General features: G+C 60.2%; 14 protein-coding genes. 3 read left to right on the top strand and 11 right to left on the bottom strand.

Annotation, left to right across the window (positions count from 1 at the left end; all coding sequences use genetic code 11):
• Window positions 1-31 precede the first annotated feature (31 nt).
• The 3 genes from FW800_RS14145 to coxB all read right to left on the bottom strand — a co-directional run bounded on the left by FW800_RS14145 (window position 32) and on the right by coxB (window position 3416).
• Window positions 32-583: a cytochrome c oxidase assembly protein gene (locus FW800_RS14145; protein ID WP_078822713.1), complete on the bottom strand. Its 552-nt coding sequence runs from the start codon at window positions 581-583 to the stop codon at window positions 32-34.
• Between the two features lie 63 nt (window positions 584-646).
• Window positions 647-2230, bottom strand: a complete 1584-nt coding sequence (gene ctaD, locus FW800_RS14150) for a cytochrome c oxidase subunit I (protein ID WP_005783425.1) — start codon at window positions 2228-2230, stop codon at window positions 647-649.
• 58 nt (window positions 2231-2288) lie between these two features.
• The gene (gene coxB, locus FW800_RS14155; RefSeq protein WP_005783424.1) at window positions 2289-3416 is read right to left on the bottom strand and encodes a cytochrome c oxidase subunit II; all 1128 of its coding nucleotides are present in this window, start codon (window positions 3414-3416) and stop codon (window positions 2289-2291) included.
• A 369-nt stretch (window positions 3417-3785) separates the two neighbouring features.
• Here coxB and FW800_RS14160 point away from each other — a divergent pair, with 369 nt between their 5' ends.
• Complete coding sequence (locus FW800_RS14160; RefSeq protein ID WP_032878569.1) at window positions 3786-4433, top strand: hypothetical protein; 648 nt, start codon at window positions 3786-3788, stop codon at window positions 4431-4433.
• A 131-nt stretch (window positions 4434-4564) separates the two neighbouring features.
• Here the strand turns inward: FW800_RS14160 and FW800_RS14165 are convergent, their stop codons facing one another.
• From FW800_RS14165 to prlC, 8 genes are all read right to left on the bottom strand, one after another.
• Window positions 4565-6112 carry a SulP family inorganic anion transporter gene (locus tag FW800_RS14165; RefSeq protein WP_032878570.1) on the bottom strand — a complete coding sequence of 516 codons (1548 nt, stop codon included), beginning with the start codon at window positions 6110-6112 and terminating at the stop codon, window positions 4565-4567.
• A gap of 85 nt (window positions 6113-6197) precedes the next feature.
• Window positions 6198-6926 (bottom strand): carbonic anhydrase, encoded by a 729-nt coding sequence (locus tag FW800_RS14170; protein ID WP_005783421.1) that lies wholly within the window; start codon window positions 6924-6926, stop codon window positions 6198-6200.
• A gap of 228 nt (window positions 6927-7154) precedes the next feature.
• Window positions 7155-8213, bottom strand: a complete 1059-nt coding sequence (locus FW800_RS14175; protein WP_446437840.1) for a PA0069 family radical SAM protein — start codon at window positions 8211-8213, stop codon at window positions 7155-7157.
• Between the two features lie 81 nt (window positions 8214-8294).
• The gene (locus FW800_RS14180; RefSeq protein WP_446437841.1) at window positions 8295-9593 is read right to left on the bottom strand and encodes a c-type cytochrome; all 1299 of its coding nucleotides are present in this window, start codon (window positions 9591-9593) and stop codon (window positions 8295-8297) included.
• Between the two features lie 12 nt (window positions 9594-9605).
• Complete coding sequence (locus FW800_RS14185) at window positions 9606-11390, bottom strand: GMC family oxidoreductase (RefSeq protein WP_005783418.1); 1785 nt, start codon at window positions 11388-11390, stop codon at window positions 9606-9608.
• A 2-nt stretch (window positions 11391-11392) separates the two neighbouring features.
• Window positions 11393-12145, bottom strand: coding sequence for a gluconate 2-dehydrogenase subunit 3 family protein (locus FW800_RS14190; RefSeq protein WP_032878573.1), 753 nt, complete (start codon window positions 12143-12145; stop codon window positions 11393-11395).
• Window positions 12146-12451: 306 nt separating this feature from the next.
• Window positions 12452-12727, bottom strand: a complete 276-nt coding sequence (locus FW800_RS14195; RefSeq protein WP_032878575.1) for a YheV family putative zinc ribbon protein — start codon at window positions 12725-12727, stop codon at window positions 12452-12454.
• Window positions 12724-14775: an oligopeptidase A gene (gene prlC / locus FW800_RS14200; RefSeq protein WP_032878576.1), complete on the bottom strand. Its 2052-nt coding sequence runs from the start codon at window positions 14773-14775 to the stop codon at window positions 12724-12726. The genes FW800_RS14195 and prlC overlap by 4 nt, the downstream gene beginning before the upstream one ends.
• 102 nt (window positions 14776-14877) lie before the next feature.
• Here prlC and FW800_RS14205 point away from each other — a divergent pair, with 102 nt between their 5' ends.
• On the top strand, window positions 14878-15420 hold the full coding sequence (locus tag FW800_RS14205) for a gamma carbonic anhydrase family protein (protein ID WP_005783413.1): 543 nt from the start codon (window positions 14878-14880) through the stop codon (window positions 15418-15420).
• Window positions 15417-16076 carry an HAD family hydrolase gene (locus tag FW800_RS14210; RefSeq protein ID WP_103734086.1) on the top strand — a complete coding sequence of 220 codons (660 nt, stop codon included), beginning with the start codon at window positions 15417-15419 and terminating at the stop codon, window positions 16074-16076. The genes FW800_RS14205 and FW800_RS14210 overlap by 4 nt, the downstream gene beginning before the upstream one ends.
• Window positions 16077-16086: the final 10 nt, after the last annotated feature.

Here is a 16086-nt window from a genome sequence, read left to right on the forward strand (position 1 = left end):
TCGCTCTCCTGATTGAGGGGGCAAACAGTAGCTAGCCCCCGGTCCTCGCGGCCACGGGCGGTTGGCGCGCAGTGATATCGAACAGCGTGTACGCCAGGGTCAAATGCTTCACATCCTTGGGCATCGCGCGGTCGACGATAAAACGCACCGGCATCTCGATGCGCTCACCCGGCTGAAGCACTTGCTGGGTGAAGCAAAAGCATTCGGTCTTGTGGAAATACATGGCCGCTTCGGCCGGGGAAATACTCGGGATCGCCTGGGCGGTCATCGGCTTATTGGTGGGGTTGTAGGCCACGAACAGCATCTCGTTGACCGCCCCCGGGTTGACCACAATCTCATCGGCCTTGGAATGAAATTCCCAGACCATGTCGATGGCGTTGGTGGACAGAAACTGCACCCGAACCTGACGTGAGGGGTCGACCATTTGCTCGCCCTCGTACTGCCCGGCGGTCTTGCCGTTGATGCCGAAGGCCTTGCACATCACGTCGTAGATCGGCACCAGCGCGAAGCCGAAGGCGAACATCGCCAGTACCAGGATCAGCAGGCGGGTGACCAGGCGTTTGATCGGCACGGAGTCAGACATGACACCCACCCAAGGCTGGTGCGCCCCTCCCACATGGACCGCGTTCGCAACACACAGAGGTATTCATTTGACCTCCGGCGGGGTGGTGAAGGTGTGATACGGCGCAGGCGAGGGCACGCTCCATTCCAGGCCCTCGGCGCCATCCCAGGGCTTGGCCGGTGCCGGCGTACCCCCACGGATGCACTTGATGACAATGAACAGGAAGAAGATCTGTGTGGCGCCGAACATAAAGGCACCAATGGACGAAACCATGTTGAAGTCGGCGAATTGCAGGTTGTAGTCCGGCACCCGCCGCGGCATACCCGCCAGCCCTACAAAGTGCATGGGGAAGAACGCCATGTTCATGCCCACGAAAGACAGCCAGAAATGCAACTTGCCCAGGGTTTCGTCGTACATGTGGCCAGTCCATTTCGGCAGCCAGTAGTAGGCCGAAGCGAAGATCCCGAAGATCGCGCCGGGCACCAGTACGTAATGGAAGTGCGCCACCACAAAGTAGGTGTCGTGGTACTGGAAGTCCGCCGGGGCAATCGCCAGCATCAGCCCGGAGAAGCCGCCAATGGTGAACAGGATCACGAAGGCCACCGCAAACAGCATCGGCGTCTCGAACGTCAGCGAGCCCTGCCACATGGTGCTGACCCAGTTGAATACCTTCACCCCCGTGGGCACGGCGATCAGCAGGGTGGCATACATGAAGAACAACTCACCCACCAGCGGAATGCCCACCACGAACATGTGGTGCGCCCAGACGATGAACGACAGGAACGCGATGCTCGCCGTGGCGTAGACCATCGAGGTGTAGCCAAACAGCGGCTTGCGCGAGAAGGTCGGGATGATCGAGCTGACGGCGCCAAAGGCCGGCAGAATCATGATGTACACCTCGGGATGGCCAAAGAACCAGAACACATGCTGGAACAGCACCGGATCACCGCCACCGGCCGCGCTGAAGAAGCTGGTACCGAAGTGGATATCCATCAGCATCATGGTCACGCAGCCCGCCAGCACCGGCATCACCGCGATCAGCAGGAACGCAGTAATCAGCCAGGTCCACACGAACAGCGGCATCTTCATCAAGGTCATGCCGGGGGCACGCAGATTGAGGATGGTGGCGACCACGTTGATCGCGCCCATGATCGAACTGATGCCCATCAGGTGGATGGCAAAGATAAAGAACGTCACGCTTTCCGGCGCATAGGTGGTGGAAAGCGGCGCATAGAAAGTCCAACCGAAGTTCGGCCCGCCACCGGGGCTGAACAAGGTGGAGACCAGCAGCAGGAACGCCGCCGGCAGCAGCCAGAAGCTGAAATTGTTCATGCGCGGCAGGGCCATGTCCGGCGCGCCGATCATCAGCGGGATCATCCAGTTGGCCAGCCCGACGAAGGCCGGCATCACCGCGCCGAACACCATGATCAAGCCGTGCATGGTGGTCATCTGGTTGAAGAACGCCGGTTGCACGATCTGCAGACCCGGCTGAAACAGCTCGGCGCGGATCACCATGGCAAACGAGCCACCAAGCAGGAACATGGTGAAGGCAAACCACAGGTACATCGTGCCGATGTCTTTGTGGTTGGTGGTCAGCACCCAGCGCATCAAGCCTTTGGCGGGGCCGTGGGCATGGTCGGCATGACCGTGGTCGATCACAGTGCTCATGGCCGTTCTCCTGCAAGCGAGTGAGCGGGGAGATTCAGGGTATTGGCGTTGAAAGTAGTCATTTGCTTTCGGCCTGTTTCAAAGCCAGCACGTCTTTGGGCGTGACCATGTCGCCTTTGTTATTGCCCCAGGCGTTACGCTCGTAAGTCACCACGGCGGCGATATCCACTTCCGAGAGTTGTTTGCCGAAGGCTGCCATCGCGGTGCCGGGCTTACCGTGGAAGACGATGCCCAGGTGATCGGCGGCGGGGCCGGTGGCGATTTTCGAGCCCTTGAGCGCCGGGAACATCGGCGGCAAACCTTGGCCCTCAGCCTGGTGACAGGCAACGCAGGTGGTGTGATAGACCTTGTCGCCACGGGCCACCAGTTCGTCCAGCGTCCACTCTTTGGAGGTCAGCTCCTTGAGCTTGGCCGCTTCTTCCTTGCGCTCGCCGAGCCAGGTGTCGTAGTCGGCCCTGGACTTGACCTCGACCACGATGGGCATGAAGCCGTGGTCCTTGCCGCAAAGCTCGGCGCACTGGCCGCGGTAGATGCCGGGTTTCTCGACACGGGTCCAGGCCTCGTTGACGAAGCCCGGGATGGCATCGCGCTTGACCGCAAAGGCCGGCACCCACCAGGAGTGGATCACGTCGGCGGCAGTCACCAGAAAGCGCACCTTGGCACCCACCGGCAACACCAGCGGCTGGTCGACTTCCAACAGGTAATGTTCGCCCTTGGTGGCCTGGTTATGAATCTGCTCGGCGGGCGTGGCCAGGTTGCTGAAGAACTCCACATCCTGGCCCAGGTATTTGTAGTGCCACTTCCACTGGTAGCCGGTGACCTGGATATCGATATCCGACTCACTGCTGTCGTAGATGTTGATCAGGGTCTTGGTCGCCGGAATCGCCATGGCCACCAGGATCAGCAGGGGCACGACCGTCCAGAGAATTTCCACCGTGGTGCTCTCGTGAAACTTGGCCGCGACCTGGCCCGTGGATCGCCGGTGCAAAATCATCGACCAGAACATCGCGCCAAACACGACGATGCCGATCACCACACAGATCCAGAAAATGGTCATGTGCAGGTCAAACACGGCGTGACTGACTTCAGTAGCCCCTGGCGCCATATTCGTTGTCCAGGCGGCGTGCGCCTGGCCGAATACCGACCACAACAGGAGGCCCATCCATACGTGTGGATGTCGCGTCATTGCGGGTTCCCCTTTATGTTTCTTGTTATCCCGCCGGTTTGCACCTGCGGCCAAGGGAGCGGCTTCCATACTGCTTACAACCGCCAAGCCTTGCCTGCGCCATGCAGTTGGGCGTCATCAGCTAATTGCGTACAAAACCGAGTATAGACAGCCCTAGCAACCCCGCAATGTGTGGGGGCAAATGAATAGAAACAGACAGACGGACCCCGTAAAATGGGCGGCGGAATCGTTTATCCGACGAACGATGGCATTTCGATATAACGCCTGCCTATAACCATGAAATAATTATGACAAATGCGTCTTAGGCGCTCGTATAAACGAACTACCTTATCCTCTCCCTTTTCCTACGCCTGTTTCACTGGAGCCTTCATGAACACCGCCGCATTGCGCGAGCAGATTTCCCGTGCCCATCAACACGAAGCCAGCACCGGCCAACTTGCCACTCAGTTGGGACAACAATTGCCGCACCTGCACTCGGCCATTTCCCTGGCTGACGGTGATCGCAACATCGTTATGACGCGCTTTGTCACCGCTTACATCGACCTGGTTCCCGATTTGCTGGACGCTGCCAATGACGTGGCCCGCGAGGCCGGAATTGAAAGCCAGATCAAGCCGGTGCTGAAAATCGCCGAACACTTCTTCCTGCAACCCCCCGCGATCCTGGCCGGCCACGAAGGTCTGGACGGCCTGCTGGACGAAGCTTACCTGGCCCATCGCTTGGTGGAGGAGGTCAACGATCTGTATATCAAGCATTTCGGCCAGCCGTTGATTCCGGCGGATACCACCGTGGCCAACGTGATTGCCCATCAATTGATCGGCGAAACATTCGCCAACCAATTGGATGAAGCCGTACACCACGCAGTGGATGAAATGCTCAACGAAGACAGTTTTGCGCTGGAGTCGGTCGAGGCGTACCGCGAGACCCTGAAGAGCCCGAGCACCGAAGCGGCATGGAAGCGCTGGCCGTGCCTGTCGCGCCAGCTTGGGGTTGAGCTGACGCTGGATCAGCCTGCATAAAACTGCCATTTTACGGCGATCAAATGTGGGAGGGGGCTTGCTCCCGATTGGGGTGTATCAGCCAAAGAGATTTTGACTGGTCCACCGCTATCGGGAGCAAGCCCCCTCCCACATTTTTTGATCGGGTTTCGTCAGGTAACGGACGGCGCCGAACCTATTCCCACCGTCGTACGTACCCGACCTTCCAACCGGCGCTTCAAGCCACGCGCCTCGATCACCAGCGTCGAGCCCTTGGCCGCATTGGCCCGCCCCCACTCCTCCAGCAATTCCAGACAAGAGTGGTCGATGTAACTCAAGTTACTCAGCGGCACATGCAACGTGGTCCCCGCAGGCACCGCCGACAGCACCTGAGTCAGCGCCGGCACTTTCAGAAAGGTCGCCGCACCCGTCAAGCGCAGCTCCATCTCCCCCTCTTGAGGCAGGTCGATCAAGCTGACTTTCAGCCGCGAAGCCTTGAACGCCAGTTTGAGCAGCGTAAGTCCGAAGCCCACCAGCACACCGGTCAGCAAGTCGGTGAAGATGATCGCCAGTGCCGTGGCCGCATAGGTGAACATCGGCATCCGCCCGTAACGCCCCAGCGCCTTGAACGCCTTGACGTCCACCAGCTTGATCCCGGTGTACACCAGCACACCCGCCAGACTCGCGACCGGAATGCTTTGCAGCACGCTCGACAGCAAGAGCACGAAGCCGAGCAACCACAGGCCATGGAACATCGCCGACAACCGAGTGGTAGCCCCGGCCTGGACGTTGGCCGAGCTGCGCACGATCACGCCGGTCATCGGTAGGGCACCCACCAGGCCGCAGAGCATGTTGCCGACACCTTGGGCAGACAACTCCTTATCGAAATCGGAACGCTGGCCGCTGTGCATGCGGTCCACCGCAGCGGCAGACAGCAGGGTTTCAGCGCTGGCGATAAACGCTACGGCGAAAGCTGCGATCAACAGCTGTGGGTCGGCCAGGTTGAGCAGATCGCTGGGGCGCAGCCAGTCAATGGCATCCGCGAGATTTTCCGGGACCTCCACGCGCTTGACCTGCAGGGCCAGCACCAGGCTGGTGACGGTCGCCAGCCCCACCCCCAGCAGGGCGCCCGGCACAAAACGCAATTGCCGCGGGCGGAATTTGTCCCACAGGTACATGACCAACATGGTCGACAGACCGAGCAGGCCGGCCTGCCACCCGAGCCCGCCACCCAAGGTCGGAAGCGCTTCAGCCACCGCCGCCGGGAAGCCTGCCAGGTTATCCAGCCCGGATGGCTTGGGCGCCCCATCAAGCATCACATGGATCTGCGAAAGCACAATCAACACGCCGATCCCCGCCAACATGCCGTAGACAACCGCCGGCGCCGTGACACGAAACCAGCAACCCAGGCGCAAACGCCCGGCCACCAGTTGTAGGAAGCCGGCCAGCAGCAGGATCGGCCCCAGCATCATCATGCCGTGTTGGCGCACCAGTTCGAACACCAGTACCGCCAAACCCGCCGCCGGGCCGCTGACTTGCAGCGGCGACCCCGCCAACCAGCCCACCACCAGGCCACCGATGATCCCGGTGATCAGCCCCTTGGCCGGCGGCATACCGGATGCGATCGCAATGCCCATGCACAGCGGCAAGGCAACCAGAAAAACAACCACCGAGGCGAGCAGCTCTCGTGGCAAAACAGCTTTCAATTGAGCAGCACGCATGATGACTCTCCCGAGGCATTCGCCGGGCGCGGTAAAGCCTGGCTGCGTCCATGGCAGCCACCGCGTTACCCGGCAGGGAAGTGTTTTAGAAGCGCGCTTTAGGCGTCGCTGAAGGGATCGGCTCGGTGCCGTTCAGCGGTCGGAACGCCGCTTTGTCCGCATCGTAGGCCCGAATTTCGCTGGTCTCGATGTTGTAGATCCAGCCATGGATAAACAAATGACCATTGGCCATGCGCGAAGCCACGGAAGGGTGGGTGCGCAAATGTTGCAGTTGGGCGATAACGTTTTCTTCGGTCAGCACCGCCATGCTCTCGCCTTCGTTGGCGCAGTCGCAGTTGTCATGGACCATGGTCTTGGCGACCTCGGCGTGACGCAGCCATGCCTTGACCGTCGGCATCTTTTCCAGGCTGTCTGGGTTGAGTACCGCGCGCATCGCGCCGCAGTCGGAGTGCCCGCACACAATGATGTGCTGTACACCAAGGGCAAGCACCGCATACTCGATGGCCGTGGAGACACCACCGTTCATTTGGCCGTAGGGAGGCACCACGTTACCGACGTTACGGGTCACGAACAGGTCGCCCGGGGAGCTTTGGGTAATCAGCTCGGGCACGATGCGCGAGTCGGCGCAGGTAATGAACATTGCCCGCGGGCTCTGGGCCGTGGCAAGTTTCTTGAAGAGTTCTTCCTGCTGAGGGAAGACGTCGTGATGGAAATGCAAAAAACCGTCAACGATGTGTTGCAGCGCTGCATCGGCGGACTCCGCCACAGGGGCTGAAGCCGACGCAGCCAACGGCTGTTTATCCTTGTCACTCATGATTCATCCTCTTGATCAATGCAGGGGAGGGTTCAGGTCAGTTCGACGCCAGGGCAGTGAAATAGTTGTAAAACCACCGCAGAACAGGGCACCGACTCGTCAGTCACTCGCTGAACAAGGTAACCGCTGAAACTTAACTCAAACTGAATGAAACGCTCTAGATCGCGGGTTTCAGTGATGTCAAAAGGCGACTATTCCTACGGTAAATTCACCGCCATCTTCTTCAGTTTACAACAATGTCATCTGTCTGCCCGGTGGGCAGAATGCGGTGCAATCCAGGTTGAATCCTTCGCGTCGGTTCAGCCCCAAACGCTTGATCGCCTTGCTGAAGCGTTGAGCCAGCAAATCGGCAAAGGGCCCTTCACCCCGCATGCGCACACCGAAGCGGCTGTCATACACCTCACCACCGCGTACCTGACGCACCAGGCTCATCACATGAGCCGCACGCTGCGGGTAGTGTGCCGCCAGCCACTCCTCGAACAGCGGCGCCACTTCCAACGGCAGGCGCAGCATCATGTACGCCGCGCTTTGCGCACCGGCCGCATGAGCCTCGGTCAGCAGGTTTTCCAGCTCACTGTCGTTGATCATCGGAATCATCGGCGAGCACAACACACCCACCGTAATACCCGCGTCGCGCATCACCCGAATGGCCCGCAACCGCGCCTTGGGCGCCGCCGTGCGTGGCTCCAGGATGCGCTTGAGCTCGTCATCCAGGCTGGTCAGGCTGATCATCACCGCCACCAGGCGCTGACGGGCCAACTCGGTGAGCAGGTCCAGATCACGCAGGATCAGCGAGCCCTTGGTGATGATCGTCACCGGGTGACGGTAGCGTAGCAGCACTTCAAGGGTTTGCCGCGTGATCCTGTATTCGCGTTCGATAGGCTGGTACGGATCGGTGTTAGAGCCCAGGTTGATCGGCGCGCACACATAGCCAGGCTTGGACAGCTGCTGCTCCAGCACATCGGCCGCATTGCTCTTGGCAATCAGCCGGGTCTCGAAGTCGAGCCCCGGGGACATGTCCCAATAGGCATGGCTGGGCCGTGCATAACAATAGATGCACCCATGCTCACAGCCGCGGTAAGGGTTGATCGAGCGATCGAACGGCAAGTCCGGCGAGTTGTTGCGGGTGATGATGGTCTTGGCCGTTTCGATACGCACTTCGGTGCCTTGAGTGGGCGGCACCTCCTGGTACCAGCCATCGTCCTCGGCCACGCTGACCGTAGGTGCAAACCGGTTGTGCAGGTTGGTGGCCGTGCCCCGACCCCGGGGCGGCAGCGCAGTAGTCATGAAAACGCCTCGATACTGTTTTTATATACAGTATCGAGGCGCGGGGTTGCTGACCAGTGCCGTTGGGCGGCTAGAGTGGGATCAGTGCTTTTGCGTCACCTGCCCCAGATCATCGCCCGACGTGGTGCGCATATCGCTTTTGCGCAGGCCTGCCACATCGCTGGCGTTTACCGGCGCCCCTTGGTTGCCCCAGCTGCCACGGATAAAACTGACCACATCGGCCACTTCCTGGTCCGACAGGCGCCAGGCGAATGCCGGCATGGTGAAGGTGGACGGCGCGGTATGCGTCGCCGGCAAGGTGCCGCCGTTCAACACAATGTTGATCAACGACGTGGCGTCCGCCGTCTGCACGACCGGGTTACCCGCCAGCGCCGGGAACACCCGCGTATAGCCATGACCATCGGTGCGGTGGCAGGCCGCGCAGTTGTCGATATACACCGAGGCGCCCGGCTTGCTGTCATCACCTTTCCAAAGCGCCTCGGCCACCTGCTTGTCGTACTGGTGCGGCTGATCCTTGGGGTCCACCGCCGGCAGGCTCTTGAGGTAACGGGCGATAGCGGTCAAGTCATCTTCTGACATGTACTGCATGCTGTGGACGACAACATCGCTCATACCACCGAACACCGCACTGCGGTCACTGCGACCGGTCTTGAGAAACTGCACCAGTTGCTCTTCGCTCCAGCTGCCGAGGCCGTCCTTGTGGTCGCCACGCAGGCTTTTCGCAATCCAGCCCTCCAACGGCGCGCTGCCGGACAGGAAGTCGTTGCCGTCAGTGGCGCTCAGGGCCTTTTCCTGCATGGTCAGGGCACGCGGCGTATGGCAGGCGCCGCAGTGTCCCAGGCCTTCCACCAAGTACGCGCCACGGCTGATCACCGGATCCGCTGCGGCTGGTGACGGTTGCGTCTCGACCGCCGGCGCAAACATCCAGCGCCACGCGGCCAGCGGCCAACGCATACTCAAAGGCCAGGGGATATCGCTGTCCTTGTTCTCTTGGGCGACCGGCCCGACGCCCTTCATGAAATACGCATACAGCGCTTGCATATCGCTATCGCTGACACGCGCGTAGGACGGATAGGGCATGGCCGGGTAAAGCGTACTGCCGTTCTTGGCGACGCCATGGCGCACGGCCTTGTCGAAGTCTTCGAAGCTGTAGTCGCCCAGGCCGGTCTTGTCTGGGGTGATGTTGGTGGAATAGATCACGCCGATGGGCGTTTCCATCGGCAGGCCACCGGCGAAGGGTTTGCCGCCTTTGGCGGTGTGGCAAGCCACGCAGTCGCCGGCACGTGCCAGGTATTCACCCTGCTTGATCAAGTCAGATTCCGCAGCGCTCACCGAGCAGCTGCTGAAGAGCGCCAGGGAGGCGATAACGAGTGCTTTCATGGTCATCGCTCCTTATGCCTGAACCAGTGGGCCGGGGTTTTTCAGGTACTGCTCGCGGATTGCTCGAGCTGACCAATAGGTCAACGCTGCCACCAAGCCGGTAGGGTTATAGCCCAAGCCCTGTGGGAAAGCAGACGCGCCCGGGACGAACACGTTGTGCACATCCCAACACTGCAGGTAGCGGTTCAACGCACTGGTTTTCGGGTCGGTGCCCATGATGGCGCCGCCGTTGAGGTGGGTGGTCTGGTAAGAGGCGGTATTGAAGTGATCACCGACTTTTTTACCCAACACGGCGATGGCCTTGGGGTTCATCGCCTGTGCGACCTTACCCATTTTCTCGACCATGAAGCGGTTCATCTTGATGTCGTTTTCCTGCCAGTCGAACGTCATGCGCAGCAGCGGCAGGCCGTAGGCATCGCGGTAAACCGGATCCAGATCCAGATAGTTACTACGGTAGGATTGATGGGCACCGTGGGCATCCATCGACACCTGGTGGGTGTAGTAATCGGCGGTGGCACGCTTCCAGGCGCTGCCCCAGGCCGGCGTGCCCGGCGGGTTGGAAGTACCGGCAATCGGCCGGCTGCCCGCCTGGTTGACCCACATCGGCGAGCCCCCCACGAAGCCGTGGGGGCCGTGGTCGAAGTTGTCGGCGTTGAAGTCGTCGATGGCCACGCCATTGCCGCCCGCGCCGATGAAGTTGTTGGTGTGGGTGTCCTTATCAAAGAACGCCTTGATGGTGCCCATGTTCTGGTAGGCGAAGTTGCGGCCCACCACGCCCTCATTGGTAATCGGGTCGTAGGGTTTGCCGATGCCCGACAGCAACATCAGGCGCACGTTATGGAACTGGAACGCGCCCAGAATCACCAGGTCTGCCGGCTGCTCGCATTCGCGGCCCTGGGCATCGATATAGGTCACGCCGGTGGCTTTTTTCTTGGTGCTGTCGAGGTTGACCTTGAGTACGTGGGAATTGGGCCGCAACTCGAAGTTGGGCACCTGGCGCAGGGCCGGCAGGATGTTCACGTTCGGCGACGCTTTGGAATACATGTAGCACACGTAGCCACTGCAAAAGCCGCAGAAATTGCACGGTCCCATCTGCGCGCCGTAGGGGTTGGTGTATGGCCCCGACGTATTGGCCGACGGCAGGTTGTAAGGCTTATAACCCACCTCCGTAGCTGCTTTCTGAAACAGTTGAGCGGAGACCGTATTCTTCTGCGCCTCCAACGGGAACGGGTTGGAACGATCCGGCGCGTAAGGGTTGCCCCCACGGCCTTCACCTACCAACTGACCTTTGACCGTCCAGGCCTGCCCGGAGGTACCGAAGACTTTTTCCGCATAGTCGAAAAACGGCTCCAGCTCTTCATAGCTGACGCCGAAATCCTGGATGGTCATGTCCTTGGGAATGAAGTTCTTCCCGTAGCGTTCCTCGTAATGGCTGCGCATACGCAACTCGATCGGATCGACACGAAAATGCACGCCCGACCAGTGCAGCCCCGCGCCGCCCACGCCATTACCCGGCAGGAACGCACCGAGTTGACGGTTGGGCAAGGCCACATCATTCACACTATGGCGAATGGTTACTGTCTCTTTGGAAATGTCCTGGAACAGCTTCTTACGCACGCTGTAGGTCAATTCGTCGATGACCTGGGGATAGTTGCCGTCCGGATAAGTGTCCTGCATCGGGCCGCGCTCCAGCGCTACCACGTTGAGGCCTGCTTCCGTCAGCTCCTTGGCCATGATCGCGCCGGTCCAGCCAAAGCCTACAATCACCGCATCCACTTTCTTCATGATGGTCGCCACGTTTATGCCCTCTCGCCGCGAATGGAAACAGCCGGGAAGGGGTATTGCTCGTTGCGTTCCACCCAATCCATAAAGTCGGCGCGGGCGCCGGGGAAGCCGATCATGGTCCAGCCGACCATGCCTTTATTGCCGCCATGGATCGGGTCGCAGAAGAAACCTTCCTTGGTGTTTTGCAGCAACAGGTTAAAGAACATCTTTGGCGGCACGGCGTCGAAGTGCGCGGCAACTTCGCTGCCGCCGGCCTCCAGACGGCGTAGCATATCGTCTCGGGTAGCGCTGTCTTGCGCAGCAAAAGCCTTGCCGTTGAACGCTTTCGACCATGCGTCCGTTGCGGCGATACCCAGGCGATAGATTTCCTTGGGTACCAATTTGCTCTGCCAGCCCATTTCCGGCGGCGCATCGGCGTTGAAGGGACCTTGCATGAACCACAGGGCGCCGCTGGCGTAAGGGGTGTTCATCTGGCGGTCGATATATTCCGGCGCGCCAGCTTCCAGTGCGCCAGGGCCTTGGGCATCAGCCGGAATCAAGCGCTCGACGGCGGCGTTGATGAACGCCCATTCCTCGGCCGTGAAATAGCTCGGCTCATAGGCTTTATCGCTCGTCGCAGGTTTGGCCGGCGCCGCTTGGGCAGGCTCCGGCGTGGCCATCAGCATCGAACCACCCAGGCCGGTGCTGGCAACCGTGACCACCGGGATCAAGGTCAAGGATTTGCGTAAAAAGTCACGCCGGGGGTTGTCTTGATCTTGATCAGACATGGGTATACCTCATCATGTGGGCACGGGTTTGGCAGCCGCTTCTGTGAACGGCTTGTCTTTTTTTAGCGGCATATTGGATACAACCGATCCAATGAGATAGATCGCAGCCGCAATCAATAGTTACAAATGATAGCAGGCTAAGGATGCCGAGGAGAGATTCAGCGACCTAAGTCGCATAAAAATGGGAGCAAAACAGTGGGAGGGAGCAGCTTGCTCCCGATGGCGGTGTATCAGTAACCAATCAGTTGGCTGACACACTGCTATCGGGAGCAAGCCCCCTCCCACTTTTGGTACGCGTAAGGGTTGTCAGTCTTTTTTGAGCTTGGGATTGGGGAAGAACTGCACCGCCTGCACTTTTGGATCCGCCGGCGCTTTCAATGCCGATGTATTGACCCGCGTGCCCAACTCCTTGGGCACCGAAAGCCCCTGATCATTCAACGTATCGGTATACCCGCAGGCCACGCATTCGCGGTGCGGCACGCTGTCTTCGGTCCACATTTTCAACTTGTCCGGCTCACTGCACGCCGGGCAGACCGCCCCGGCGATAAATTGCTTTTTGGTAATCACAGGCGCTTCACTCATGCTGCCGCGTCCTCACTCAGGCCGCTGTGGCGCAAGAGTGCGTCAATCGACGGCGCCCGTCCGCGGAAGTCGACGAACAGCACCATCGGCGCCTGGGAACCGCCACGCGCCAGGATCGCTTCGCGAAACGCACGCCCGGTCTGGGCATTGAGCACACCGTCTTCTTCGAACTTGGAGAAGGCATCGGCCGAGAGCACTTCGGCCCATTTGTAGCTGTAGTAACCCGCCGCATAACCACCGGCGAAGATGTGCGCGAAGCTGTTGGGGAAGCGGTTGTAGGCCGGCGGACGCATCACCGAGACTTCATCGCGTACACCTTCAAGCACCTGCGCCACGCTGCGGCCATCGCCATGAGTGGCGTGCAGCTCAAAGTCGAACAACGAGAACTCCAGCTGACGCACCATCATCAGGCCGGACTGGAAATTCTTCGCCGCGAGCATTTTTTCCAGCAGGTCCTGGGGCAGTGGCTCGCCGGTTTCATAGTGGCCGGAGATCAGCGCCAGGCCCTCGGGCTCCCAGCACCAGTTCTCCATGAATTGGCTCGGCAATTCCACCGCATCCCACGCCACGCCGTTGATCCCGGATACACCGGCGTGCTCGACGCGGGTCAGCAGGTGATGCAGGCCGTGGCCGAATTCGTGGAACAGGGTGGTGACTTCATCGTGGGTCAGCAGCGCAGGCTTGCCGCTGTCGGCTGGCGTGAAGTTGCACACCAGGTTGGCGACCGGGCTTTGCAGCACGCCATCGACGGTGCGACGACGATCGCGGGCACCGTCCATCCAGGCACCGCCACGCTTGTTGGCGCGGGCATACAGGTCGAAGAAGAAGCGCCCGACGTGCTCGCCATTTTCTTTGATTTCAAACAGGCGAACGTCCGGGTGCCAGGTGTCGAAGCCCTTCTGTTCGGCAATCTCGATGCCGTACAGGCGTTGCACAATGGCAAACAGGCCGCCCAGCACCTTGTCGATCGGGAAGTAAGCACGCAGGGCTTCCTGGGACACGCTGTAGCGCTGCTCACGCAATTTTTCGCCATAGAAACCGCTGTCCCAGCTTTGCAGGTCGGCGCAGCCTTGTTCGGCGGCGTAAGCCTTGAGCTGTTGCAGATCCTGTGTGGCGAACGGCTTGCTGCGTTTGGCCAGGTCCCGCAGGAAGCTCAGCACCTGGTCGCTGGAGTCGGCCATCTTGGTCGCCAGGCTCAGCTCGGCGAAGGACGCGTAACCCAACAATTGGGCCAGTTCCTGACGCAGGTCGAGAATCTGTTCCATCACCGGGCCGTTATCGTTCTGACCGGCATTCGGGCCCTGGTCCGACGCACGGGTGCAGTAGGCCGCGTAGACCTCTTCACGTAGGGCGCGGTCCTGGGCATAGGTCATCACGGCGTAATAGCTGGGGAATTCCAGGGTGATCAGCCAGCCGTCGAGGCCCTTGGCCTGGGCGGCGGCAGCCATTTGCGCCTTGGCCGAGTCGGTCAGGCCGGCGAGGGTGGCTTCATCGGTGACGTGCTTGGTCCAGGCCTGGGTAGCGTCCAGCAACTGGTTGGAGAATTTGCTGCCCAGCTCGGAAAGCTTGCTTTGCACTTCGGCGTAGCGCTTTTGCTGCTCCGGCGGCAGGTCGATACCCGACAGGCGGAAATCGCGCAGGGAGTGTTCCAGAATGGTTTTTTGCGCCACGTCGAAACCGGCGGCCTCGGGGCTGTTGGCCAAGGCGTCGAAAGCCTGGAACAGTTCACGGTTCTGGCCCATCTCGGTGGAGTAGGCACTCAAGGCGGGCAGGCAAGCCTCGTAGGCTTCACGCAACTCGGCGCTGTTGCACACTGCATTGAGGTGGCTGACCGGGCTCCAGGCAGCGCCAAGGCGGTCGTTCAGTTCATCCATGGCCAGGACCAGACCGGCCCATGTCGGATTTTTGCCCTGGCTTTGCAGGATGTCTGCGATAGCCACACGGTTGTCGGCGAGGATCTGTTCGATGGCCGGCTGGACGTGCTCGGCACGGATCGCCGAGAACGGCGGCAGGTCGTAGGACTGCAAAAGAGGGTTGTTCGCGCTCACGGTTGGCACCTTGGCTGAAGAAACATGTAAGAACAAAGATGGGGCCATCTTAATTACAATCAACACCCACCGCAGCTATCAGCAGAAGAGAGAGAGGCTATCGTGACCCTTCGCACCTATCAGAACCACACGCCAACCCTGGGCGCCGGGGCTTTTGTCGATATTTCGGCGGTGGTGATCGGCGATGTCGAAATCGGCCCCGACAGCTCGGTTTGGCCGCTGACCGTGATTCGCGGCGACATGCACCGCATCCGCATCGGCGCCCGCACCAGTGTGCAGGACGGCTGCGTGTTGCACATTACCCATGCAGGGCCGTTCAATCCTGATGGTTTCCCGCTGCTGATCGGCGACGACGTGACCATCGCCCACAAGGTCATGCTGCATGGTTGCACGGTGGGCAACCGCGTCTTGATTGGCATGAGCAGCATCGTGATGGACGGCGCCGTGGTCGAGGACGACGTGATCATCGGCGCCGGCAGCCTGGTGCCACCCGGCAAGAAACTCGACAGTGGTTTTTTGTATGTGGGCAGCCCGGTTAAACAGGTCCGCGCGCTGACTGACAAGGAGCGCGCCTTTTTCACCTACAGCGCTGCGAACTACGTGAAGCTCAAGGACCTGCACCTGGCAGAAGGATTCGATCAATGACCCTCAACCACCCAACGGTCCTCTTCGACCTGGACGGCACGCTCACCGATCCGCGTGAGGGCATCACCCGTTCGATCCAGTACGCCCTTGGCAAATTGGGCATCGACGAACCTGACCTGACCAAGCTTGAACACTTCATCGGCCCGCCTCTGCTGCAAGCGTTCATGCACTTCTACGGTTTCGACGAGGCCAAGGCCTGGGAAGCGGTGAATTTCTACCGCGAGCGCTTCAAGGTCACCGGGCTGTATGAAAACCGCGTGTTCGACGGCGTGATGCCATTGCTGGAGGAACTCAACAGCCAAGGGCGCCAACTGTACGTGGCCACCTCCAAGCCATGGGAATTTGCCCGCGAGATTGCGCGGCATTTCGACTTTGCCAAGCACTTCAAGGTGATTTACGGCAGCGAACTGGACGGCACGCGTACCAACAAGGTCGAGTTGATCGCCCACTTGATCCGTGAGGAAGGGCTGGACCCGGCCACAACCTTGATGATCGGTGATCGCAAGCATGACCTGATCGGCGCACGCAGCAATGGGTTGGATTCGGCGGCGGTAGGGTATGGGTTCGGCAGTTTTGAAGAGTTGAGTGCCGAAGCGCCGACCTGGCACTTCGAGACGTTGGCACAGATGCACCAGGCATTTTTGCAGCGCTCTTGAAACCGCTTTC

The sequence above is a fragment of the Pseudomonas sp. 910_23 genome (assembly GCF_052850795.1).